Annotated in this window: 19 protein-coding genes; 14 read left to right on the top strand and 5 right to left on the bottom strand. The window is 66.2% G+C overall.

Annotation, left to right across the window (positions count from 1 at the left end):
- Window positions 1-6 precede the first annotated feature (6 nt).
- Genes cobN through cobJ form a run of 5 tightly spaced genes read left to right on the top strand, consistent with a single transcriptional unit; the run spans window position 7 to window position 6,504 of the window.
- Complete coding sequence (gene cobN / locus ASE82_RS03445; protein ID WP_056058854.1) at window positions 7-3,252, top strand: cobaltochelatase subunit CobN; 3,246 nt, start codon at window positions 7-9, stop codon at window positions 3,250-3,252.
- Window positions 3,249-4,394 (top strand): cobalamin biosynthesis protein CobG, encoded by a 1,146-nt coding sequence (locus ASE82_RS03440; protein ID WP_056058851.1) that lies wholly within the window; start codon window positions 3,249-3,251, stop codon window positions 4,392-4,394. The genes cobN and ASE82_RS03440 overlap by 4 nt, the downstream gene beginning before the upstream one ends.
- Window positions 4,395-5,024, top strand: coding sequence for a precorrin-8X methylmutase (locus tag ASE82_RS03435; protein WP_056058849.1), 630 nt, complete (start codon window positions 4,395-4,397; stop codon window positions 5,022-5,024).
- Window positions 5,021-5,758 carry a precorrin-2 C(20)-methyltransferase gene (cobI, locus tag ASE82_RS03430; protein ID WP_056058848.1) on the top strand — a complete coding sequence of 246 codons (738 nt, stop codon included), beginning with the start codon at window positions 5,021-5,023 and terminating at the stop codon, window positions 5,756-5,758. The genes ASE82_RS03435 and cobI overlap by 4 nt, the downstream gene beginning before the upstream one ends.
- Window positions 5,755-6,504, top strand: a complete 750-nt coding sequence (gene cobJ, locus ASE82_RS03425; protein ID WP_056058845.1) for a precorrin-3B C(17)-methyltransferase — start codon at window positions 5,755-5,757, stop codon at window positions 6,502-6,504. The genes cobI and cobJ overlap by 4 nt, the downstream gene beginning before the upstream one ends.
- Here the strand turns inward: cobJ and ASE82_RS03420 are convergent.
- On the bottom strand, window positions 6,480-7,229 hold the full coding sequence (locus tag ASE82_RS03420) for a cobalt-precorrin-6A reductase (RefSeq protein ID WP_056058843.1): 750 nt from the start codon (window positions 7,227-7,229) through the stop codon (window positions 6,480-6,482). The genes cobJ and ASE82_RS03420 overlap by 25 nt on opposite strands.
- Between ASE82_RS03420 and ASE82_RS03415 the strand changes: the two genes are divergently transcribed.
- Genes ASE82_RS03415 through cobF form a run of 6 tightly spaced genes read left to right on the top strand, consistent with a single transcriptional unit; the run spans window position 7,228 to window position 12,370 of the window.
- On the top strand, window positions 7,228-8,427 hold the full coding sequence (locus tag ASE82_RS03415) for a bifunctional cobalt-precorrin-7 (C(5))-methyltransferase/cobalt-precorrin-6B (C(15))-methyltransferase (RefSeq protein WP_056058842.1): 1,200 nt from the start codon (window positions 7,228-7,230) through the stop codon (window positions 8,425-8,427). The two genes, ASE82_RS03420 and ASE82_RS03415, sit on opposite strands and share 2 nt — an antisense overlap.
- The gene (locus ASE82_RS03410) at window positions 8,409-8,786 is read left to right on the top strand and encodes a cobalamin biosynthesis protein (protein WP_082441055.1); all 378 of its coding nucleotides are present in this window, start codon (window positions 8,409-8,411) and stop codon (window positions 8,784-8,786) included. The genes ASE82_RS03415 and ASE82_RS03410 overlap by 19 nt, the downstream gene beginning before the upstream one ends.
- Complete coding sequence (gene cobM, locus ASE82_RS03405) at window positions 8,783-9,568, top strand: precorrin-4 C(11)-methyltransferase (protein WP_056058836.1); 786 nt, start codon at window positions 8,783-8,785, stop codon at window positions 9,566-9,568. Before ASE82_RS03410 ends, cobM begins: the two co-directional genes overlap by 4 nt.
- 11 nt (window positions 9,569-9,579) lie before the next feature.
- Window positions 9,580-10,872 carry a cobyrinate a,c-diamide synthase gene (locus ASE82_RS03400; protein WP_056059610.1) on the top strand — a complete coding sequence of 431 codons (1,293 nt, stop codon included), beginning with the start codon at window positions 9,580-9,582 and terminating at the stop codon, window positions 10,870-10,872.
- Window positions 10,869-11,597: a uroporphyrinogen-III C-methyltransferase gene (cobA, locus tag ASE82_RS03395; RefSeq protein WP_056058834.1), complete on the top strand. Its 729-nt coding sequence runs from the start codon at window positions 10,869-10,871 to the stop codon at window positions 11,595-11,597. Before ASE82_RS03400 ends, cobA begins: the two co-directional genes overlap by 4 nt.
- Window positions 11,594-12,370 (top strand): precorrin-6A synthase (deacetylating), encoded by a 777-nt coding sequence (gene cobF, locus ASE82_RS03390; protein ID WP_056058832.1) that lies wholly within the window; start codon window positions 11,594-11,596, stop codon window positions 12,368-12,370. Before cobA ends, cobF begins: the two co-directional genes overlap by 4 nt.
- Before the next feature lie 272 nt (window positions 12,371-12,642).
- Here cobF and ASE82_RS03385 read toward each other — a convergent pair whose 3' ends face one another.
- A complete protein-coding gene (locus tag ASE82_RS03385; RefSeq protein WP_056058830.1) occupies window positions 12,643-12,912 on the bottom strand; it encodes a DUF1488 family protein in 270 nt (89 codons plus the stop codon).
- Between the two features lie 144 nt (window positions 12,913-13,056).
- Here ASE82_RS03385 and ASE82_RS03380 point away from each other — a divergent pair, with 144 nt between their 5' ends.
- Together ASE82_RS03380 and ASE82_RS03375 are read left to right on the top strand one after the other, a co-directional pair.
- Window positions 13,057-15,192 (top strand): M3 family metallopeptidase, encoded by a 2,136-nt coding sequence (locus ASE82_RS03380; RefSeq protein ID WP_056058828.1) that lies wholly within the window; start codon window positions 13,057-13,059, stop codon window positions 15,190-15,192.
- 150 nt (window positions 15,193-15,342) lie between these two features.
- Window positions 15,343-17,751: a TonB-dependent receptor gene (locus tag ASE82_RS03375; RefSeq protein ID WP_056059608.1), complete on the top strand. Its 2,409-nt coding sequence runs from the start codon at window positions 15,343-15,345 to the stop codon at window positions 17,749-17,751.
- A 33-nt stretch (window positions 17,752-17,784) separates the two neighbouring features.
- On the opposite strand, the gene ASE82_RS03370 is transcribed toward ASE82_RS03375, so the two are convergent.
- Both ASE82_RS03370 and ASE82_RS03365 read right to left on the bottom strand, forming a co-directional pair.
- Complete coding sequence (locus tag ASE82_RS03370) at window positions 17,785-18,423, bottom strand: glutathione S-transferase (RefSeq protein ID WP_335337795.1); 639 nt, start codon at window positions 18,421-18,423, stop codon at window positions 17,785-17,787.
- 108 nt (window positions 18,424-18,531) lie between these two features.
- Entirely contained in the window at window positions 18,532-20,673 is a 2,142-nt protein-coding gene (locus ASE82_RS03365; RefSeq protein WP_056058826.1) for a TonB-dependent siderophore receptor, read from the bottom strand.
- Between the two features lie 146 nt (window positions 20,674-20,819).
- Here ASE82_RS03365 and ASE82_RS03360 point away from each other — a divergent pair, with 146 nt between their 5' ends.
- A complete protein-coding gene (locus ASE82_RS03360) occupies window positions 20,820-21,161 on the top strand; it encodes a hypothetical protein (protein ID WP_056058824.1) in 342 nt (113 codons plus the stop codon).
- Between the two features lie 318 nt (window positions 21,162-21,479).
- On the opposite strand, the gene ASE82_RS03355 is transcribed toward ASE82_RS03360, so the two are convergent.
- Window positions 21,480-23,132 carry a Na+/H+ antiporter gene (locus tag ASE82_RS03355; RefSeq protein ID WP_200910639.1) on the bottom strand — a complete coding sequence of 551 codons (1,653 nt, stop codon included), beginning with the start codon at window positions 23,130-23,132 and terminating at the stop codon, window positions 21,480-21,482.
- Between the last annotated feature and the right edge of the window lie 3 nt (window positions 23,133-23,135).

Here is a 23,135-nt window from a genome sequence, read left to right as displayed (position 1 = left end):
CGCACGATGCACGTCGTGTTCCGCGAGACCCACGGGCTGGAGGAAAGCGCGGTCCCACAGGACCTCGCCCAATCCCCCGCGGATCTCGTCGTTCTCTCCTTCTCCGACGGTGACCTCGGCGCGTTCGCCGCGGGTTGGAAACGTGCGGATGCCACCGGAGGCCGGTTGCCGTCGTTGCGCCTCGCCAACCTGACCGCGCTCCAGCACCCGCTCTCTGTCGACACCTACTTCGAACAGACGCTGGCGGGCGCGAAAGGCATCCTGATCCGGCTGATCGGCGGGCGCTCCTACTGGAGTTATGGCCTGCAACAGGTCGAAAACCTCGCGCGCGAGAAGGGCATCGCGCTAGCGGTTCTCGCCGCAGACGGTCGCATCGACACGCGCCTCGACGCAGCCTCGACGATCCCGCTCTCGACGCTACGCCGCCTGGCCCATCTCTGCGACACCGGCGGCGCCGTCGCGGCGCAAGCGGCACTGGCGCAGTTCGCGCTCGCGGCAGGCATCTACGCCGGCCCGGTCACCGGCGTCCGCGCGATCGCCGAAGTCGGCGGCTGGCAGCCGCATGACGGCGTGACGTGCCCAGCCGCCTTCCACCTGAACGCGACACGCCCTCGCATCCTGATCGTCTTCTACCGCTCGTACCTGACCGCCGCGGACCTCCATCCGATCGAAGCGCTTCACGCCGAGCTGACCGCGAGAGGGTTCGACGTCATCGGCCTCTTCGCACCCTCGCTGAAAGTCCCCGACGCAGCCGGCTGGCTGAGCCGCTGGGTCGAAGCCCTGAAACCCGCCGCGATCGTCAACGCCACCGCCTTCTCCGCACGAGGCGCCACCGAGATTACGCCGCTCGACGGTGCCAACGTTCCGGTCTTCCAGATCGCGCTAGCCACCTCCGACCGCGCAGCCTGGGCCGGCGCCACCCGCGGCCTGTCGCCCGCCGACCTCGCCATGCACGTCGTCCTCCCCGAAGTGGACGGCCGCCTCTTCGCCGGCGTCGCCAGCTTCAAGGAAGCCGCCGCGCGAGACGGCGACCTGGAATACACCCGCCGCGAACACCGCGCCGACCCAGCCCGCATCACCGCCATCGCCGCGCGGATCGAAGCCTGGACCAGGCTTGCCAGCAAGCCCGTCGCCGACCACCGCCTCGCGATCATCCTCTCGACCTATCCCGGTAAGGCATACCAGATGGCGCACGCCGTCGGCCTCGACGCGCTAGCCTCCACGCTAGCGATCCTCGCCGACCTCACCGAAGCGGGCTACGCGATCACCCCTGACGCAACTGAACTCGCTACCTCCCGCATCCACTGGCCGCTCGCCGAGTACCGCAAAGCCCTCGCGCATCTTCCCGAAGCGCTCCGCAGCGATCTCCAGGAAACCTGGGGCGAACCAACGGAAGACTTCACGTTCACCGCGATCGACCAGGGCGGGGCACTCGTAGCGCTCCAACCCGAACGCGGCCGCATTAAACAACGCGCGGAGGAATATCACGACCTCTCGCGCTGCCCCTGCCACGCCTATGTCGCCTTCTACCTCTGGCTCCGCACGCGCGGCACCGATGCGCTGGTCCATGTCGGCGCGCACGGCACGCTCGAATGGCTCCCCGGCAAGTCGGTAGCGCTGTCCGACGCCTGCTGGCCCGAAGCGCTCACCGGCGCGATGCCCGTCATCTACCCGTTCATCGTCAACGACCCCGGCGAAGCGGCCCAAGCCAAACGCCGCATCGGCGCGGTCACGCTCGGCCACGTCCCGCCGCCGCTGGAGCGCACGCGCACCGGCGCAGGCCTAGGCCGCCTCGAAGCATTGCTCGACGAATTCTCCAACGCCGACGGCCTCGACCCCGCGCGCCGCGACCGCCTGCAACGCGACATCCGCGACGAAGCCACCGCCACCGGCCTCGCCGCCACGCTGGGCCTCGACGACGCGCAGTCCCAAGCCGACGCGATCACCCGCATCGACACGTTCGTCTGCGACGTGAAGGAGAGCCAATATGGCGACGGCCTCCACATCTACGGCCGCGGCGAACACGGCGCCGGCGAACGCGCCGGTCTCCTGTCGGCGCTCCAAGGCAAACGCGTCGCGTCCGGCCCCTCCGGCTCCCCGTGGCGAGGCCGCGCCGACGTCCTCCCGACCGGCCGCAACCTCTACACGACCGATCCCCGCGCCGTCCCGTCGCGCGCCGCCCATACTCAAGGCATCAAGCTCGCCGACGAACTCGTCCGCCGCCACCGACAGGATCACGGCGACTACCCGCGCAACCTCGTCGTCGACCTATGGGCCTCCGCCACGATGCGCACCGCGGGCGAGGAGTTCGCGATGGCGCTCCACCTGCTCGGCGCGGAACCGGTGTGGGACATGCAATCCGACCGCGTGACAGGCGTCGAGATCCTCCCGCTCGCCAACTTCGACCGCCCCCGCATCGACGTCACCCTGCGCGTATCCGGCCTGTTCCGCGACGCCTTCCCGACGCTCTGCACGATGTTCGGCCAGACTGTTCGAGCCCTAGGCGCGCGCGACGAACCCTCGGACTGGAACCCGTTCGTCGGCAAGCCAGCCACCGCGCGCGTCTACGGTCCCGAGCCCGGCCGCTACGGCCTCAGCATGGGCGCCGCCGCCGAGACCTACACGTCGGAAGCGCGCCTGACTGCCGGCCAAGCGTGGCTGTCGGCCTCCAGCCATGCGCTCGACGCCGATGGGGAAGGTGGCCAGGACGCGTTCGACCCCGTCGGCATCCGCGACCGGGTCGCCGCCGCCGATGCCTTCGTCCACGTCCAGGACCTGCCCGAAACCGACCTCCTCCTCGCCGCGGACTACGCCGCGCACGAAGCCGGTTTCGCCGCCGCGCAATCGGTCGCAGGGGGCAGCGCCACGGTCTACCATCTCGACGCACGCGATCCGAACCACGCCAAGGCCCGCCCGCTCAACGAGGAGATCGCCCGCGTCGTCCACGCTCGCGCGGCACATCCGGCCTGGGTCGACGGCATGATGCGCCACGGCTTCCGCGGTGGCGCGGAGATCGCCGCGACGCTCGATCACCTCGGCGCCTTCGCGCATCTCGCCAGCGCAGTCCGCCCCGAACTGATCGACCTCTATTACGACGCTACGCTGGGCCGCGACCACGTCCACGCCTTCCTCGCCGCAGCCAATCCCGACGCACTCGCGGCGATGCAGGCGCGTTTTGCCGCGCTCCACGCAGCCGACCTCTGGCCGACCCGCCGCAACTCGATCCTCGCGAGCCTGGACCTGCCGGCATGAGCGCATTTGTCGTCAAAGGCTGGTGCCCTGATGCATGGCGCCCGATGATGGCCGGCGACGGTCTGCTGGTCCGCGTCCGCCCACCGCTCGGTCGCGTGACGCGCGAGCAAACACTCGGCCTGTGCGACGCGGCGGCGGCGCACGGCAACGGCCTGATCGACTGCACCAGCCGCGCGAACCTCCAGATCCGCGGCGTCCGCGAGGAGAGCTGGCGTCCATTGATCAACACGCTGCTCGATCTCGGCCTCATCGATCCCGATCCGATCCGGGAGGCGCGCGCGAACATCCTCGTCGCGCTGGAATGGCAGACAGGCGACGACACCCACCGCATCGCCGAGCTTTTGGGCGCACGTCTGGCGGACTTGCCCGAACTCCCCGGCAAGGTCGGCTTCGCGATCGACGCGGGTGAAACGCCGGTGTTGCAAGACGCCCCCGCCGACTTCCGCATCGAGCGCGCTGAGTCTGGAACGCTTATCATGCGCGCCGACGGCCGGACCCTTGGCACGCCAGTATCGCCCGGGACCGAAGTCGACCGCTTGATCGCACTCGCGGACTGGTTCGTCGACAGCGGCGGCACCGCCAGCGGCCGCATGGTACGCCACAGCGCGCCTCTCCCGGACTGGGCAGCCGCGGCAACGCCTCCCGCCGCAAGCGCGCCAGTACTTCGCGTCGGACAGCATTCCCTCGGACTCGCGCTAGGACTGCCCTTCGGTCGGATCGCAGCGAGCGCGCTGGCACGCTACGTCGACACCGAGCGAGCAATTAAAGCGATCCGCATTACCCCTTGGCATATCGCGATCTGCGAAGCCGACGCGGCGCTTCTTATTGAACCCGACCCGGTCGATTTCATCACCGACCCCGCCTCGCCAACGCTTCATGTCGACGCCTGCGTCGGCGCGCCCGCCTGTCCGCAAGGCACCGTCGAGACGCGAGCGCTCGCCCTACGCCTAACGCCGCACATCGCCGGACGCCTCCACGTCTCCGGCTGTGCCAAGGGGTGCGCCCGCGCCGCCCCCGCCGACGTCACGCTCACCGGCCGCGAAGGCCGCTACGACCTCGCGTTCAACGCGCGTGCCGGCGCGCCACCCTCCCGCGCAGGCCTCGACGTCGCGCAGATCCTCGCCCAGTTCGGAGCCGCCTGAATGCCGTACGCCTATGAAACCGACGGCGCGGCGATCTACCGCCAGTCCTTCGCGATGATCCGCGCCGAGGCGGACCTCGCCCGGTTCTCGCCCGAGGAAGAGCCAGTAGCGGTCCGCATGATCCACGCCGCCGGGCTCGTCGGCCTGGCCCAGCACATCCGCTTCACGCCGACGTTCGCCATCGAGGCGCGTCGTGCGCTTCAAGCCGGCGCCCCGATCCTCTGCGACGCCCGCATGGTGACCGAAGGCATCACGCGGGCACGCCTGCCCGCCGACAACCGCATCGTCTGCACGCTCCACGCCCCCGAAACGCCCGAGCTCGCGCGGACGATGGGTAACACCCGATCCGCCGCCGCACTCGAACTCTGGCGCCCGCATCTCGCCGGCGCCGTCGTCGCGATCGGCAACGCGCCGACCGCGTTGTTCCACCTGCTCAACATGCTCGAAGACCCCGATTGCCCGCGTCCCGCGGCGATCATCGGCTGCCCGGTCGGCTTCGTCGGCGCGGTCGAATCCAAGGCGGCGCTGTGGGCCGACCAGCCCGTGCCTTGCGTCGTCGTCGAGGGTCGGATGGGTGGCAGCGCGATCACCGTCGCCGCGATCAACGCGTTAGCGAGCGGCACCGAATGACACCCGTACGAACTGGGGGCACGATCCACGGCGTCGGCTTGGGCCCCGGCGCGCAGGACCTGATGAGCGTTCGTTCGGACCGCCTCGTCCGCGGCGCGCGCCACATCGCCTATTTCCGCAAGGCCGGACGTCCCGGCCAGGCGCGAAAGATCGTCGACGGCATGCTCCGCGACGACGTGATCGAATTCCCGATGGAATACCCCGTCACCACCGAGATCCCGGTCTCGGACCCGCGCTACAACGACTGCCTGTCCGCCTTCTACGCCACCTGCATCGACCGTCTCGCAACGCTTGCAAACGCAGGCGAGGACGTTGTCGTACTCTGTGAAGGCGACCCGTTCTTCTACGGTTCGTTCATGCATCTCTACACGCGCCTCCAGACGATCGCGCCGGTGAAGGTCGTTCCCGGCATCACGGGCATGTCCGGCGCATGGACGGCCAGCGGCGCGCCGATCACCTGGGGCGACGACGTCCTGACCGTCCTGATGGGTACGCTCCCCGAAGACGACCTCGTCCGCCGCATCCGCGACACCGACGCGCTGGTGGTAATGAAGATCGGCCGCCACCTCGCCAAGCTCCGCCGCGCCGTCGCCGCTGCGGGGCGCGAGGCCGAAGCATGGCTGGTCGAATACGCAGCGATGGCCGACCAGCGCGTGACGCGGCTGTGCGATGCGGAGGCGATCACGCCGTATTTCTCGATCCTGCTGATCCACGGGCAGGGGCGGCGGCCATGACCGGCTGGCTCGCCATCGCCGGCCTCGGCCCCGGCGACGAAGCGCTCGTGACGCCCGAAGTCACCACGGCGCTCGCCGAAGCGACCGACGTCATCGGCTACATTCCCTATGTCGCGCGCGTCGCCCCCCGCGAAGGCCTGACGCTCCATCCGACCGACAACCGCGTCGAACTCGACCGCGCCACGCACGCGCTCCAACTCGCGGCCCAAAGCCACCGCGTCGTGGTCGTCTCGTCGGGTGACCCCGGCGTGTTCGCAATGGCGGCAGCAGTGTTCGAAGCCCTCGAAGCCGGTCCGCCAGAATGGCGCGACATCGATATCCGTGTCCTCCCCGGCATTACCGCGATGCTCGCCGCGAGCGCGCGGGCGGGCGCCCCCCTCGGCCATGACTTCTGCGCGATCAACCTGTCGGACAATCTGAAGCCGTGGGGCGTGATCGAACGCCGCGTGCGCCTCGCCGCCGAAGCCGACTTCGCGATCGCCTTCTACAATCCGCGATCGAAGGCGCGCCCCGACGGCCTTATCCGCATCTTCGAAATCCTCCGCGAAACCTGCGCCGACGACCGCCCCGTCCTGTTCGCCCGCGCGGTCTCCACGCCCGAGGAAACGCTCCGCATCGTACCCCTGACCGAAGCCCGTGCGGACATGGCGGACATGCGGACGATGATCATCATCGGCTCCAGCCTTACGCGCGTTATCGATCGCCCGGCGGGACCGATCCTCTACACCCCCCGGTCGGCGCCATGATCGAGCCAGCGCATCACATCCGCCACCGCGTGCACCTCGCGTCGAGCGGGCAGGGCAGGCCGATCGATCATGATCACCGGCAGCCCAAGCGCGCGGGCAGCATGCAGTTTGGCCGACGCCCCCGTGCCACCAGCGTTCTTGCAAACCACGACTTCGATGCCATGCGCCTCCATCAACCGCCGATCGCCCTCGACATCGAACGGCCCACGGTCGACGACGAGATGATGACGCGGCAACCCCGGCGGCTGGTCCGGCACATCGACGAACCGCAGCAGATAGTCGTGCTGTGTCTGCTCCGCGAACGCATCGACATGCATCCGCCCCAGCGCCAGCATCACGCGCCGCGGTGGCCCGTCCAGCGCCGCAACCCCAGCGTCGATATCGGCCACGCGCGTCCACCGATCGCCAGCGACCGGCAACCAAGCAGGCCGCGTCAGTGCAATATGCGCGACACCGGCGCGCTCCGCGGCGATGACCGCGTTCGCGCTCATCCGGGCCGCGAACGGGTGCGTCGCGTCGACCAGATGCGTCACGCGATGTTCGCTCAGATAGCGGACAAGCCCCTCGACGCCGCCAAACCCGCCGATGCGCACCGGGATCGGTTGCGTTTTCGGTTCGGCGACGCGTCCGGCATAGCTCAGCACCGCATCGTTGCCCCGCGCAGCCAGCGCCGCGGCAAGCGCGCTAGCCTCGGTCGTGCCGCCCAGCACCAGGATGTTCGACATGGCTGACACTCCCTGGCTGACGATCATCGGTATCGGCGAAGACGGCGTGGATGGCCTGTCCGCGTCGGCGAAGGCCGCATTGGCGCAAGCCGAACTCGTGACTGGCGCCACCCGCCACCTCGCGTTGCTCCCGGACCTTAAGTGCGCGGTCGAACCCTGGCCAGTCCCGTTCGGCGACGGGATTCCGCACCTGCTTGCGCGCCGTGGCAAGCGCGTCGCGATGCTCGTGTCCGGCGATCCGTTCTGGTTCGGCGCGGGTACCTCGATCACGCGCCACCTCGATCCCGGCGAATGGGTAGCGCACCCCGCGCCCTCGACATTTGGTCTCGCCGCGTCCCGCTTCGGCTGGCCTATCGAGGAGACCAGTTGCCTGGGTCTCCACGCCGCACCTTTCGCCCGCCTCCGTCCGCATATCGTACCGGGTCGACGCGCGATCGTGCTGGTCCGCGACGGCGCAGCGGTTGCCGGATTGGCACGGTATCTCTCCGACCTCGGCTTCGGGCAATCGCGCCTGCACATCCTCGAAGCGCTCGGCGGCCCCCGCGAGCGTGTTCGCGACATTGCAGCAGCCGATCTCGATGATGACGACATCGTGCATCCCGTCGCGGTCGGGATCGTCTTCGCGGGACAGGGCATGGTTGTGCCTCGCACATCCGGCCTGCCGGACACATGGTTCGATCATGACGGCCAGCTTACCAAGCGCCCGGTTCGCGCGCTGACATTGTCCGCGCTCGCCCCAAAGCCCGGCGAGACGCTGTGGGACATCGGCGCGGGCTCCGGCTCGATCGGCATCGAGTGGTTGCTGGCTCATCCGTCAACGCATGCCACCGCATTCGAAGCCGACCCCATCCGCGCCGGCCGAGCCGAGAGCAACGCTGCAGCCCTGGGCGTCGACCGACTTCGTGTGATCCGGGGCCGTGCACCGGAGGCTCTCGAAGGTCACGCCGCACCCAATGCGGTCTTCGTCGGCGGTGGGCTCTCCGAAGCCTTGCTCGAAACATTATGGGCGAGGCTGCCAGGGGACGCACGTCTGGTCGCCAACGCCGTGACGCTCGAATCCGAGGCGTTGTTGTCGCGCTGGCACGGACTGAAGGGCGGCACCCTGCTGCGCGTCGAGCTGTCGGAAGCCACCCCGCTCGGCACACGACGCGGCTGGCGCGCGAGCTATCCGGTCGTCCAATGGAGCGTCACGCTGTGATCGTCGCTGGCTTCGGGTTCCGCGCGGAGGCCACGCTGGCATCGCTGCAAGATGCGCTTGCCAGCGCGCAGCACGGCCAGGTGCAAGTCACGCGGCTTGCCACTCCTCGCGACAAGGCTCCGCTGGTCGAACGGCTCGCCGAGGCGATGGATCTGCTCCTGATCGCTATCGACCCAGATGCGCTACGCGTTGCACAAACGGCCACGAAGTCGGCTTTTAGCCTGAAGATACGCCAGACTGGCAGCGTCGCCGAAGCTTGCGCACTCGCTGCGGCAGGACCCGGCGCGCGGTTGCTGACACCGCGCCACATTTCCCACGACCGCATGGCGACGTGCGCCATCGCAGAAGGATCCGCATGACCGTCCACTTCATCGGCGCAGGCCCAGGCGCGCCCGACCTGCTTACGCTCCGCGGCCGCGACCGGATCGCCGGATCGCCCGTATGTCTCTATGCGGGCTCGCTGATTCCTGCGGCGATGCTCGATCATTGTCCGCCGGGCGCGCGCATCGTCAACACCGCGCCCTTGTCGCTCGACGAGATCATCGCCGAGATCCAGACCGCGCACGACGCAGGCCAGGACGTCGCCCGGCTCCACTCCGGCGACCTGTCGATCTGGTCGGCGATGGGCGAGCAACTCCGCCGCCTCCGCGCGCTCAACATCACGTTCACGATCACGCCCGGCGTACCAGCCTTCGCCGCCGCCGCCGCTGCGCTGGAGGTCGAACTGACGCTGCCCGAACTCGCGCAGTCGGTAGTGCTGACCCGCACGCCTGGCCGCGCCAGCACGATGCCGCCTGCCGAAACCTTGACCGCGTTCGCCGCGACCGGCGCGACGCTCGCGATCCATCTTTCGGTCCACAACCTCGCACAGGTGATCGCGGACCTAACGCCGTCCTACGGCTCGGAATGCCCCGTCGCGATCGTCTGGCGCGCGAGTTGGCCCGACCAGCAGATCGCACGCGCCACGCTGGCGACGATCGCCGACGCCGTGGCGGGCAAACCCGATCGCACAGCCCTGATCCTCGTCAGCCAGGCCCTCGCGGCACACGATTTTGCTGAGAGCAGCCTCTACGCACAGGGATACGACCGCCGCTTCCGGCCACAATCGGCGGACTCGAAGTTCGCTGGAGGGGAGGCGTGACGCCCGGCCTGATGGTCGCCGCACCCGCATCGGGCACCGGCAAGACCACCGTCATGCTCGGCCTCCTCCGCGCACTCCGTGACGACGGCGTTGCGGTGCAGCCGTTCAAGAGTGGCCCCGACTATATCGACCCGGCTTTCCATCGCGCTGCCAGCGGTCGCGCATCGTTTAACCTCGACAGCTGGTCGATGTCTGCGACGATGCTCGACACCCTTGCTGGTAAAGCCGACGATGCAGACTTTGCGCTTGCGGAGGGCTCGATGGGCCTGTTCGATGGGGTCGCGAAACCGGGCGCTACCGGCAACGGTGCCAGCGCCGACATCGCTCGCCGGATGGGCTGGCCGGTCGTGCTGGTGATCGACGTCTCAGGGCAGGCGCAGTCTGCCGCAGCCACCGCCCTCGGCTTCAGCCGCTACGACCCCAGCGTCCGGATCGCCGGCGTGATCCTTAATCGCGTCGCCAGCCCCCGCCACGAACGCCTCGCGCGCAGCGGCATGGACGCGGTCGGCATCCGCGTGTTCGGCGCACTCCCACGGCGCGGCGACCTGAAGCTCCCCGAACGCCATCTTGGGTTGGTGCAGGCGGTCGAACATCCCGACCTTGATGCGCGGATCGCCGAATATGCGGACTTCCTCCGCGCGCATGTCGACATCCCCGCGCTTCACGACGCCGCTACCGCCAGCACCAAGCCTGCAAGCGCGGTCGGCTGGATACGCCCCCCGGCCCAGCGTATCGCCTTGGCGCAGGACGCCGCCTTCTCGTTCACCTACGCGCATGTCCTCGAAGGCTGGCGGCGTGCGGGCGCGGAAATCCTGCCCTTCTCCCCGCTCGCCGACGAACCTCCCGCTGTGGATGCCGATCTCGTATGGCTTCCCGGCGGCTATCCCGAACTCCACGCCGGCAAGCTCGCTGAAGCCCATCGGTTCCAGGCAGGCCTGACGGAGTTCGCCAAGACCCGCCCGGTCCACGGCGAGTGCGGCGGCTACATGGCGCTGGGCGAGGCGCTGATCGATGTGGACGGTGTTCGACACAAGATGGCAGGCCTGCTCGGCATCGTCACCAGCTACGCTCAGCGGAAAATGCACCTTGGCTATCGGCGCGCGACCTTTCTCGCACCGATGGGCGGCGTCGAAGCGGGCGCCGCGCTGACCGGCCATGAATTCCACTATTCCACGATCCTCGACCAGCCTGACGCTCCGCTCGCGAACGTCACCGATGCCGAGGGCACCGCCGTCTCCGAAACCGGCTCGTATCGCGGCCACGTCTCGGGCAGTTTCTTCCACATGATCGCTGCCACCCCATGACCGGTTTCGTCTCCTTCGTCGGTTCCGGTCCCGGGGACCCCGAACTTCTCACCTTGAAGGCGGTTGCGCGATTGCAGGCCGCCGACGCGGTGCTGTTCGACGACCTGTCCTCGACCGTTCTCGACCATGCTCGCCCAGGCGCCGACCTCGTCGCTGTCGGTAAACGCGCCGGTCGCCCATCACCTAGTCAGGCGCACGTCTCGCAACTCCTGGTCGAGTACGCGCAAACCGGCATCCGCGTCGTCCGCCTAAAATCGGGCGATGCGGGCATGTTCGGCCGCCTTGAGGAGGAGATCGTCGCGCTCCGGGCAGCGGGCATTCCATTCGAAATCATCCCCGGCATCAGCGCCGCCAGCGCTGCCGCCGCCGCCGCGCAGATCCCGCTCACACGCCGGCTCAACGCGCGCCGCGTGCAGTTCGTTACCGGCCACGACGTCACCGGCGACCTGCCCGAACAGCGGAACATGGCCGCGCTCGCCGATCCCGGGGCGACGACCGTGGTGTTCATGCCAAAGCGAACATTCCCGGCGCTCGCGGCATTGCTAATCGAGCACGGCCTTTCCCCGAACACGCCCGCGCTGATCGCCGAAAATATCGGACATCCCGACCAGTCGCTGATCCGGTCGACCATTGCCGACCTTGCTGCGCAATTGCAGGCAGGCTTCTCCAGCAAGCCCGCGCTGATCCTCTACGGTCCGCTGATGGATCCTGAGACCGAAACATGATCGACCTTCACCTCATCGGTATCGGAACCGGCAACCCCGATCACCTCACGCGCGCCGCGATCGTCGCGATGAACGCCGCCGACCTGATCCTGCTGCCCCGGAAGGGCGATGCGAAGTCCGACCTGATCGATCTCCGCCGCGGGATCTGTGCAGAGGTGCTGACCGGAGCTACGCGTGTCGTCGAATTCGACCTGCCCGAGCGCGACACGACCGCGCCCTATCTACGCGCGGTCGACCAATGGCATGACGCCATTGCCGTCGTCTGGAGCATTCAGATCGCGCAACACTTGCCGAACGGCGGCCGTCTCGCGTTACTCGTATGGGGAGACCCGTCGCTGTACGACAGCACGTTGCGCATCGCCGATCGGCTGCGAACGGACGGTATGGCGATGACCGTAACCGTCGAGCCCGGCATCACCAGCCTCCAGGCGCTGACGGCAGCGCACGCCATACCGCTGAACACGGTCGGCGCGCCGGTTCTCGTGACGACGGGTCGAAGGCTGAGGGCATGGGGGTGGCCGGCCGATATCGGTACGATCGCCGTGATGCTCGATGGCGATTGCGCGTTCCAGACGCTCGACGCGGCGGGTGTTTCGATCTGGTGGGGTGCGTATCTGGGGATGAAGGATCAAATGCTGATCGCCGGCCCCTTGACCGTCGTCGCGAAACGGATCGTCCAGACTCGTGCCGATCTTCGCGAGCAGCATGGTTGGATCATGGATATCTATCTTTTGCGCCGCGATACGTCCCGCCGATCGGATAACTCAGGCTAACCTGAACCTTGGATGGCTGGCACGTTCAGCAAGTATTTGTATTGCCGACCGTAATCGCCCCCGATCGAAACAACGTCGGAGTCCGACCATGCTCAAGATCGTCATAATCGTTTGTGCGGCGATATGGGGAGCATCGATGCTGTTTGGGGTGACCCTGCTCGTGGGGAGTCGCTACTCGACCCGTATCCGCCGGTTCGTGACCGGAGACTGAGCGCGTTTGGAAGAAACGATCGGCGCGTCCGAGACGGCGCCGATCGCCCCGTAAATGCTGATTATTCGAGGTCGTCTTCGTCGACGATGATCGTCGATGCATTCGGCTTGCGCTCGATGGCCGCGAGGCAGGCGTCGACGATGTCGTCGTTGAAGCGATTGAACAGCTCGATGCCGTCGTCCTCGGGTTCGTCGCCGCTCAGCTCCTTCAGAACCGCGTACTTGACCGCGAACTCATATTCGTCGCCGTCGAACTCGCCGGAAAATTCTATCTGCTTCTGGATGTCGTTGTCGACGACGCTCGCCTGATCGATTTCGAGGGTATTTGCCATGTCGGAACTCCTGGGGTTTGACCGCCTACTGCCTGCGAGCGGGCGGCAGTGCAAGCGCTCAACCGGGTCGTTTGCTAACCGATTGTAACAAGGGCTTAGGCAGGGCAAGGATAGGGGCATCACTCCTGCCATTGTGAGTCGTCAATGTCGCGTTCCAGCCTGCTTCGTTCCGCCGCCATCCTCTGCTGCATCGCCAGCGCCGCCTCTGCGCAAACGCCCGCCAAATCGTCGCGCGTCAATCCGCTGACCGTCCCCAGCACGCTGCCGTTCCAGGCTCCGCGCTTCGACCAGATCAAGGACACCGATTACCAGCCCGCGCTCGAGCAGGGCATGGCGGAACAAATCGCCGAGATGAAGGCGATCGCGAACAACCCCGCGGCCCCCACCTTCGCCAACACGATCGAGGCGATGGAGCGCTCGGGCCGCACGCTCGACCGCGCGAGCCAGGCGTTTTTCGGCGTGTCGCAGGCGAACACCAACGATGCGCTCGACGCGGTACGGTCCGCCGAGGCGCCCAAGCTCGCGCAGCATAGCGATGCGATCTATCTCGATCCGAAGCTCTTCGCGCGCGTCCAGGCGCTCTACGCAAAGAAGGACTCGCTAGGTCTCGACCCCGAGCAGAAGCAGGTCCTCGAGATCTATCACAGCGACTTCCTCCACGCCGGCGCGCAGTTGAACGATGCCGACAAGGCCAAGCTGCGGTTGCTCAACACGCAGATCTCGACCGCGACGACCGATTTCCAGCAGAAGCTGCTCGCCGGCACCAAGGCGGGCGCGCTGGTGGTCGACGACAAGGCCAAGCTCGCGGGTCTCAGCGATGCCGAGATCGCCGCCGCTGCCGAGGGCGCGAAGGAGCGGGGCATGCCCGGCAAATACGTCCTGTCGCTCCAGAACACGACGCAGCAGCCCGCGCTCGCCTCGCTCTCCGATCGCGCAACCCGCGCGGCTCTGTTCGAGAAGAGCTGGAACCGGTCGCAGCGGGGCGATGCCAACGACACGCGCGCGCTGATCCAGAAGATCGCGCAGTTGCGCGCGCAGAAGGCGCAGTTGCTCGGCTATCCGAACTACGCCGCTTATTCGCTGTACGACCAGATGGCGAAGACCCCGGCCGCAGCGAAGGGCTTCATGACCCAGCTCGTTCCCGCGACCGCCGCGGAACAGCGTCGCGAAGCGGCCGAGTTGCAGAAGACGATCAACGCGACCCGCGCCTCGTTCCCGCTCGCGCCGTCCGACTGGGATTTCTATTCGGACAAGGTGCGGAAAGCCAAGTACGACCTCGACCAGAACGAGCTGAAACCGTATTTCGAGATCAGCCGCGTGCTGACCGATGGCGTGTTCTTCGCCGCGAACCAGCTCTACGGCGTCACCTTCAAGGAACGCCGCGACATCCCGACCTACCAGCCGGACATCCGCGTCTTCACCGTCTACGACAAGGACGGCTCCGAACTCGGCCTGATGTATTTCGATTACTGGAAGCGCGACAACAAGGCCGGCGGCGCGTGGATGTCGAACTTCGTCGGCCAGTCGAAGCTGCTCGGCACCAAGCCGGTGGTCTATAACGTCGGCAACTTCACCAAGCCCGCGCCGGGCCAGCCTGCGCTGATCACGTTCGACGACGTGACGACGATGTTCCACGAATTTGGGCATGCGCTGCACGGGCTGTTCGCGAACCAGACCTATCCTTTGGTCTCGGGCACCAACACCGCACGCGACTGGGTCGAGTTCCCGTCGCAGTTCAACGAGCATTGGGCGCTCGATCCGAAGGTTTTCGCGAACTACGCCAAGGATTACCGCACCGGTGCGGTGATGCCACAGGCGCTCGTCACGAAAATCAAGAACGCGGCGAAGTTCAACCAGGGGTATGAACTGGGTGAGCTGGTGGCGGCGGCGACGCTCGACCAGGACTGGCATTCGCTGCCGGCGTCGGCCGGGCCGCAGGATGTCGACGCGTTCGAGACCAAGGCGCTTAACTCAATGGGACTGGACACGAAGGACGTGCCGCCGCGCTATCGCACCAGCTATTTCGCGCACATCTGGGCGGGTGGCTATGCGGCGGGATACTATGCGTATCTGTGGACGCAGATGCTCGATAACGACGCCTATGCGTGGTTCATGGCCCATGGTGGGCTGACGCGCGCGAACGGCCAGCGCTTCCGCGACATGATCCTGTCGAAGGGGCATACCGAGGATTACGGTCCGATGTTCAAGGCGTTCTACGGCAAAGACCCGGATATCGGCCCGATGCTGGAAGACCGCGGCCTGACGGCGGCCGCGAAGTAAGACAACGGCGGTGCGGCGGCCTTTCTGACCGCTGCACCCCACCATATTAAATCTGTAGCGCAGCAGTCATCCGACTGTCTCGTCGTGCCAATAGGCGCAGCCCCAGGAGTGACGATCGATCGATCTCGCTAGGGGTTTTCAAGAATGACGATGTTTACTCGTACGGCCGCGCGGCTGTTGTGCGGCGCTATCGGTTTTGTCGTGGTCGGCGTGCCAGTCACCGCAACGGCGCAGTCGCTGGTTGCCAAGGACGCGGAGCCAGGCTCGCCCGCTACGGTGACTGATCCTGCCGATCCAGCAACGACGCCCGCCGGGCAGGATGATACGATCGTCGTTACCGGCGCCACCACGCGGTCGGTGACGCAGGTCAGCGGCGTGGACATGCAGAAGATCCTTCCCGGCGTAAGCCCGTTGAAGGCGTTGCAGACGCTGCCGGGCGTTACCTTCCTGACTGCCGATCCGTGGGGCAACAACGAGCAGAACATCTCGCTGTTCGTCCACGGCTTCAACGCGCAGCAGCTCGGCTACACGCTCGACGGACTGCCGCTGGGCGACCAGAATTACGGCAATTACAACGGCTTGTCGCCGCAACGTGCGATCATCTCGGAGAACGTATCGCGCGTGACGCTGGCCAGCGGCGCGGGCGATCTCGGCACTGCCTCGACCAGCAACCTCGGCGGTACGATCGATACCTTCTCTAGCGATCCGCGCAAGGACATGGGTGTCCAAGTCGACCAGACGCTCGGCAGCCACTCGACGTCGCGACTGTTCGCGCGGATCGACAGCGGCGACCTGGGCAACGGCAACGCGTTTTACATCTCGGGCTCGCGGCAGAAGGCGAAGGCCTGGGATTTCAACGGTATCCAGGGCGGCTATCAGGCCAATGCGAAGTTCGTTCATGACGACAGCAACGGCAAGCTGACGCTCTATGGCGCCTTTTCGGACAAGACCGAACCGAACGAGGATGCGACCGTCGTCACCACGGCGACGCAAGGCACCGCGCCGTATGTCCGCCCGTTTGTCTATCCCAATTTCAACGCAATGCTGACCTATCTCAACTCCGGCGCGTACAAGGCGGACGGGTCGAACTACCGCAATTATTACGGCGTCGCGGCGCGTACCGATTATCTGGGATACGTGAAATACGACTGGAACGTCAGCGACAAGGTGACCTTCTCAAACCAGGCTTATTATCATCACAACGACGGCGTCGGGGTCATCGGCGGTCCGATCGACGTCGCCGGCCTGCCCAAACTGTTCTCGTTCTATTATCCCGGCCAGAACCTCACCCAGGTGTTCGGCGGCTCGGGCCTCGCGACGCGCACGACAGAATACCGGATCGACCGCGGTGGCCTCGTCTCCACCGTCGCGCTCGATCTCGGCGCGCATCATGTCGAGTTCGGTGCCTGGTACGAGCATCAGAGTTCGTCCGCGTATCGCCGCTGGTATCCGTTCCCGGTCAACGATCCGAGCACACCGTACCAGCGTCCGCGCGAGGAACTGACACCGCTGATCACGCAATATCACAGCGAAGTCCGCGTCGACGAATACCAGGCGCATATCCAGGACAGCTGGAAGATATTGCCCACGCTGACCATCCAGGGCGGCGTCAAGAGCACGTTCCAGAACGCGTCGCAGCGCGTCCCGACGCAACCGATCCCCGGCTCGTTCACCGGCTCGGTCGCGCTGCCGGTCGGCAAGATCGACACGCACAAATACTTCCTGCCACAGCTTGGTGCGCTGTGGGATGCGACCGACAACGAGCAGGTGTTCGTCAACGTCCAGAAGAACATCCGCCAGTTCCAGACGAGTGCCGCCGCCGGATTGTCGCCGTTCGCGCTTGGTAGCCAGGCGGCGTTCGATCTGTTCAAGCAGGACGTCGAGCCAGAGACGAGCTGGACCTATGAGGCGGGGCTGCGTTCGCATCATGCGCTGAACCTCGGCCCGCTCACCAGCTTCGATGGCCAGATCAGCGTCTATCACGTCGACTTCAGCAACCGCCTGCTCGGCATCAGCCCGAACCCGGTAGTGACCGCGGTCGTCAGCGGCGCCGCGATCCTGCAGAATGTCGGTGCGGTGAAGACCGACGGGTTCGACATCGCCGGCACGTTCCGGTTCGGCTCGCACTTCTCGTTCTACGATGCGCTATCGTACAACAACTCGCGCTACGAGGAGAACTACATCAGCGGCACCAGCACCGTCGCCACGGCTGGCAAGAAGGTGCCGGGCAGCCCAGACTGGCTGAACAAGTTCACCGCCTCGGCCAATTACGACATCTTCGACGCGCAACTCGTCGGCGACTATATCGGCAAGCGGTTCGCGACCTACACCAATGATCTGTCGGTGCCGGCTTACTTCACGCTGTCGGGCCGCATCGCCGCGCACGTACCGCTGTCCGAAGGGCAGGTCGCCAAGACGGCGACGGTCAGCCTGAACGTCACCAACATCACGAACAAGCGCGCCGCCTCGACACTCAGCATCGGCGCAGCGAGCGGGACGTTCAACCAGTTCCCGGTCGCACCCCGCCAGGTGTTCGGGACGATCAGCGTCGGCTTCTGACGCGGGCAGGGGCCTCGGTCTTGCCGGGGCCTCCTACTGTGCGTCCGTCGTTGTCGGGAATATCATCGGAGGATCGCTCGGTTGCCAAGGCGCCGGGCGTATCATGACCCGCGCGAACAACGCCGACGCGAGGTGCATCGCCAGCCACGCATGCAGTCGCTCGAACGGCAGTCCGTCGAAATAGGGTCGATCGGTCTGCGCGAACTGGCGGACGAAAGGCATGATCGCGAGATCGGTCATCGACTGCGGGCTGGTGCCGAGACTGCCGCTAGCACGCAGCCTCTCGCCTAGATCGCGGAGCAGCACGGTAGCCGCATCGCGGTGCTCGATCGGATCGACGTCGTAGCGATCGGCATATTTGTAGCGGTCGAGATGGTGTTTGAAGGCGCCGTCGTTCGTCGCGATCAATCCAGCGTCGTTATCGGTTGGCCACTCGGCGTCGGGCGTACGCGCGCAGGCCCAGCGCATGATGTCGAGGCTCTGGTCGATCACCGTCCCGTCCGGCAGCACCAGCACCGGCACGGTTCCCTTGGGCGACGCGTCGAGCATTGCCGCCGGCTTGTCCCGCAAGACGATCTCACGCAGTTCGACCTGATGATCGTTCGCCGCGAGCGCGAGACGCGCGCGCATCGCGTAGGGGCACCGTCGGAAGCTGTAGAGGATCGGCATCATCGGACCTGCATAATGCGAGCGAGCGTCCAGGTCGCCTGATCCCGAGAACAGTCGGCGCTACCGCGATCGATACCGCGGAACGGCATCGATCGCGGCAAGGCCGTCAACTCAGAAACGGTAGCCGATCGTCGCCTGCACGGTCCGGCGGTTGCCGTACCAGCACCAGTTATAATTGGCGAAGCACGACGTCAGATACTTCTTGTCGAAGATATTGGCTCCGTTGACGGCGAGGCTGAGGCCCCGCAGCGATGGGGCGAACTTCTCCAAATCGTAGCGGATCAGCGCATCATAGACCGTGTAGGACGGGCTGTTGCGACCCGCGGTCTCCATAGGCGTGACGCCTGCATAGACCTCGTCGACATGACGCACCGCGCCCCCAATTGTCAAACCTTCGAGGCCGCCGCTACGTGGCGCCCAGTCGAGATAGGCTGACGTCCCGCCACGTCCAACGGTTTCCAGCCCACGACCCACACGCGCCGGAGCATCGGCATCGCTGGTAACCTTGACGCGCTGCCGGCTGAACGCGACGCGCGCGTTAAAGCCGTAGGGCAGGGGAGCACTCCCCTCGAACTCGACACCCTGCGAACGAACGCCGCCGGTCTGCCGCGAAACGCTGAAATTGGGCGTCGATGTCAGGACATTGGTCTGGTCGATACGGAACCATGCTCCGGACAACAGGATCTGTGTTCCCGGAATGCTGAACTTCGCACCGGCCTCGATCTGCTTGCCGAGCGATGGGTCGGCCAGCCCGGGCTGGCCGTTGCTCTGCGTGATCGGATTCGCTTGCTGTTCGAACGACGTCGAATAGCTGACGTACGGCGCCAGACCGAACGGCAGCGTATAGAGGGCGGCCGCACGGTACGTGAATTTCTTGTCGTGTTTAATACGCCCGTCCTGTTGCGCGCGCGCCCAATCCTGCCGCCCGCTCAGGACCACGCGAAGGTCGCCGAGCGCCATCTGGTCCTGTGCGTAGATGCCCTGCTGACGCTGCTGTACGTTGATCGAAAACTGGCCGCCGATCTGCTCCGGCGTCGTCGGAACCTTCACCGTACCATAGACCGGGGCAAAACCGTTAAGGGGAGGCGCGACGCCGAACGCTACAAGCTCGCGCGAGTGCGCAACCTGCCGATCCACACCGAACAGGAGCGTGTGCTTGATCGGGCCGGTCTGGACGGTGCCGGAGAGCTGGTTGTCGAACGTCCAGTTGTTGAGCTGCTCGCGGGTCGCGTAGGATGCGCGGCTGAAGGTCTGCTGCGTCGGGTCGGTCGTGTCGAGGCCGCCTGCGGTATAGATGAGCCCGAGCGCCGACTTCACATACTGATAGCGACCCGACGAGCGGAATGCCCAGCCACCACCGAAATCGTGACGGAAGATGTAGGTAAGCGCAGCCTGCTCACGGCTGAAGCGGTTGCCGGCCTCGCCGCCGTCGAAGCTGGTTGGCAACTTGCCGTTGGGGTTGGCGAGCAACGTGCCGCTGGCGGGGAACACCCCGTAATCGCCGTTGTATGGATCATGCGAATAGGCGCCGAGCAGCGTGAAGCTGGTCGAGCTGCCCGCACCCGCCGTTACTGCACCCGAGATTGTCTGGCGCTCGCGCTTGCCGAACTTCTGCTGCGTGTCGGCACCGTTCGCGCTGCCGTTGATCCGCCACAGGACGCCTTCGCCGGCTCGGCCACCGATATCGGCATCGACGCGGTAGAGGTCATAATTGCCATAGGTACCGCTGATCGCGCCGTAGAGCGCCTGGTCGAGCGGGAGCTTGCTGGATTCCGCAACCAGGCCGCCCGGGCTCGACTGACCGTACAATACCGATGCGGGGCCCTTGATGACCTCGATCCGGTCGAGCCGGGAGACGTCCACCTGCGGCACCGCGTAGCCGGACGGGCTGCCGAACTGCTTCAGGCCGTCGAGATAGACCGGGGCATCGAAGCCACGCAGCTTGAACTGATCATAGACCTCGCCGCTCGACCCGCGCGTTTCCGGGGTCACGCCCGCAACGAACCGGAGCGCCTGGTTTAAGTTCTGCAAACTGCGGCTGGCGATGTCGTCGGCGGTGATGACGGTGATCGACTGGGGCGTCTCGGCGAGCGGCGTATCCGTCTTCGTCCCGGAGGATGCTTGGTCTCGCGGATGCTGTCCGGTAACGACGATCACGTCCGAGGCGTCTTCGTGCAAAGTCTGCGCATAGCCCGGCGCGGCGGCGAAAGCCGCGGAGCCCAGCAGGATGGCGATGCCAAGACGACGTGTCATATGATTCCCTTTACGTTATCGCGCCCCGCTAATGTTTTTGATAACTATTATCAATAGCCGCACCATCACCAAGCCATATAGCGCTTGCCTCTGCGGCAATATGGCAACACCTAGCTCCGAACAGCGTAAGCGGATGGACGACTGAGATGAGCGGCAAGATACTGGCGGTGGAGATTGCGACGGCGGGGGACGCATCCTGGTTTCTCAAGCAACCAGACCGCCGACTGCGGATCCGCAATATGGTGGTAGGCGAGTTCAGCGACGTCGATGGCCAGCCCCCCGTTGGCATGGCGTGGCGGACGATCGTCCTGGAAGCACAGCCGGGTGCCCGTAGCCGCCAAGCGATCGCACTTCCGATCGGTATGGATGTCGACGCGTTCGACGACGACGATCTGTTCGATCTGTTCCTGCGCGTTGCTCCGCCCGGCGCGCGGAAAATGATTGCGGCATTGCGCCAAGTTAAGTTGCCCGGCAGGCCCGAAACCTGAGTCCGTCTCGCGTGGTTCAGTGAGCCGCATACGGGAACAAAGATGGGGCAAAGCGAGGCTTTCCCGTGATGGACTGCGCTTCTAACTTCGCCGCCGCCTGCTAGCTTGAGTGATAGTGACGCGCTGCCGAAGGGCGCTGCGTCCTCGGTGCCCTGCCCGGATACGAGAGTGTCGCACGGACGGGCGGGGCACCTCGTTCATTTCTAATTCACCTTCGAACGGCATAGCGCGGGGCAGAGGCATCGCCCAAGTAACGCGTACCTTCAGCGCCCCGTCGGTTTCAGTCACACGGACGGACGGGGCGCTATTTCGCTTCCGTTAAGCCAAGCCCTGCCGCGACAACCGTGCATCGATCAGGTCGAGTTCGCGCCCGAGTTGCTCCGCCAGTTCGACGCCAATCTCCCGGCGTCGTGCAAGGTCGAAGATCGCGTTGCGCTCCGCACGTACCGCCGCAAGCCGCATGTCCCGTTCGATCTTGACGTCGCCCTGTCGTGCGCGGTCCTCCGGCCGCGACGACAGGCTGTCGATGCGTTCGCGGTACTGGTCCATCAATCGCGCCGCGACATCGGTGAAGCGATCGGGATCGTCGCGCCCCTCGGCCATCCGGTGTTGAACACGGTCGAGTTCGGCGATCGCGGCGTTGGCAGCGACCAGCCGCGCCTGATCGCGTGCGGCGCCAATGCCTGTTTCGGGCGGCAGGCTGAGGCCCCGCAGCAGCAACGGCAGCGCGACGGCGGCAATGACCAGCGACGACAGGATGACGCCCGACGCAAGGAAGATAACGAGATCGCGCGCCGGGAAGGGCGTACCGTCGGCGAGGCTCAACGGGAGCGTGAGCGCGCCTGCCAAGGTGATGGCACCACGCGCGCCCGCGCACGACATCGCCGCAATGATCCGCCGTGGCGGGCTTTCGCCGGCGGCCGTATCGTTGCGACGCCGTGCTCGGAGAAGCGTGAACTGGAGTGAAACCCAGACCCAGCCGTAGCGAAGGATCGCCAACCCGGCGACGACGGCAATGACATAGACGGCCAACCACCACGGGCTGACATGCCCGGTCGACGTAACGGTGTCTCGGGCGCGAACGAACACTTCGGGCAGTTGCTCGCCGAGCAACACGAAGATCACGCCGTTCAGGGTGAACTGCAGCATGTCCCACACGGCGCGCCTGCGGATGCGCGTTCCGGCGGCGACCGCGGTGGTCGCGTCGGTAAAGGTCATCGCGATACCCGCGGCGGCGGCGGCGAGGACGCCAGACGCGTGGATATGTTCTGCCAGTAGATAGGCGGCGAACGGGATCAGCAGGCTGACGAGGATATTCGATCCGGCTTCGTCGCCAAACCGTCGTGCGAACGCACTCTTGGTCGCGACGATGCCGAGCGCGACGCCGACGCCGATCGCGACGCCCGCGATCGCCATCCACGCGAAGGTCGCGGCGGCATCAGCGAACGAGAAGGTGCCGGTCGGTACGGCGGCGATCGCAAAGCGGACGCAGACCAGGCCAGACGCGTCGTTCAGCAACGCCTCGCCTTCGAGGATATGCATCATCCGCTTCGGGATCGGCGCGTTCTGGGCCACCGCGGAGACGGCGATAGGATCGGTCGGCGACACTACCGCTGCGAGTGCGAACGCTACGCCCAGCGGCATCGCCGGGATCAGCCAGTGCACGAACAAGCCCATGCCGAGAACGGTGAGGAAGACGAGCCCCAGTGCGAGCCCCAACACCGCTCCGCGATCGCGAAACAGTTCGTCCTTCGGAATGCGCCAGCCATCGAGGAACAGGAGCGGCGGCACGAGCAACAGGAAGAAGAGTTCGGGATCCAGTTCGACCCGGACGTGCGCGACCATGCCGATCAAGGCGCCAAGCGCGATCTGCACCAGCGGCCGGGGTAGCGCCGAGGGCAGCATGCGCGAGACGATGCCGCTCACCACAACGGCGAGCAACAGGAACAGGCACAAGGTCACAATCTGCAAACC

Origin of the sequence: Sphingomonas sp. Leaf230 (assembly GCF_001421745.1) — a bacterium.
Lineage (GTDB): Bacteria > Pseudomonadota > Alphaproteobacteria > Sphingomonadales > Sphingomonadaceae > Sphingomonas.
This window is presented reverse-complemented; position numbering and strand designations above follow the sequence as displayed.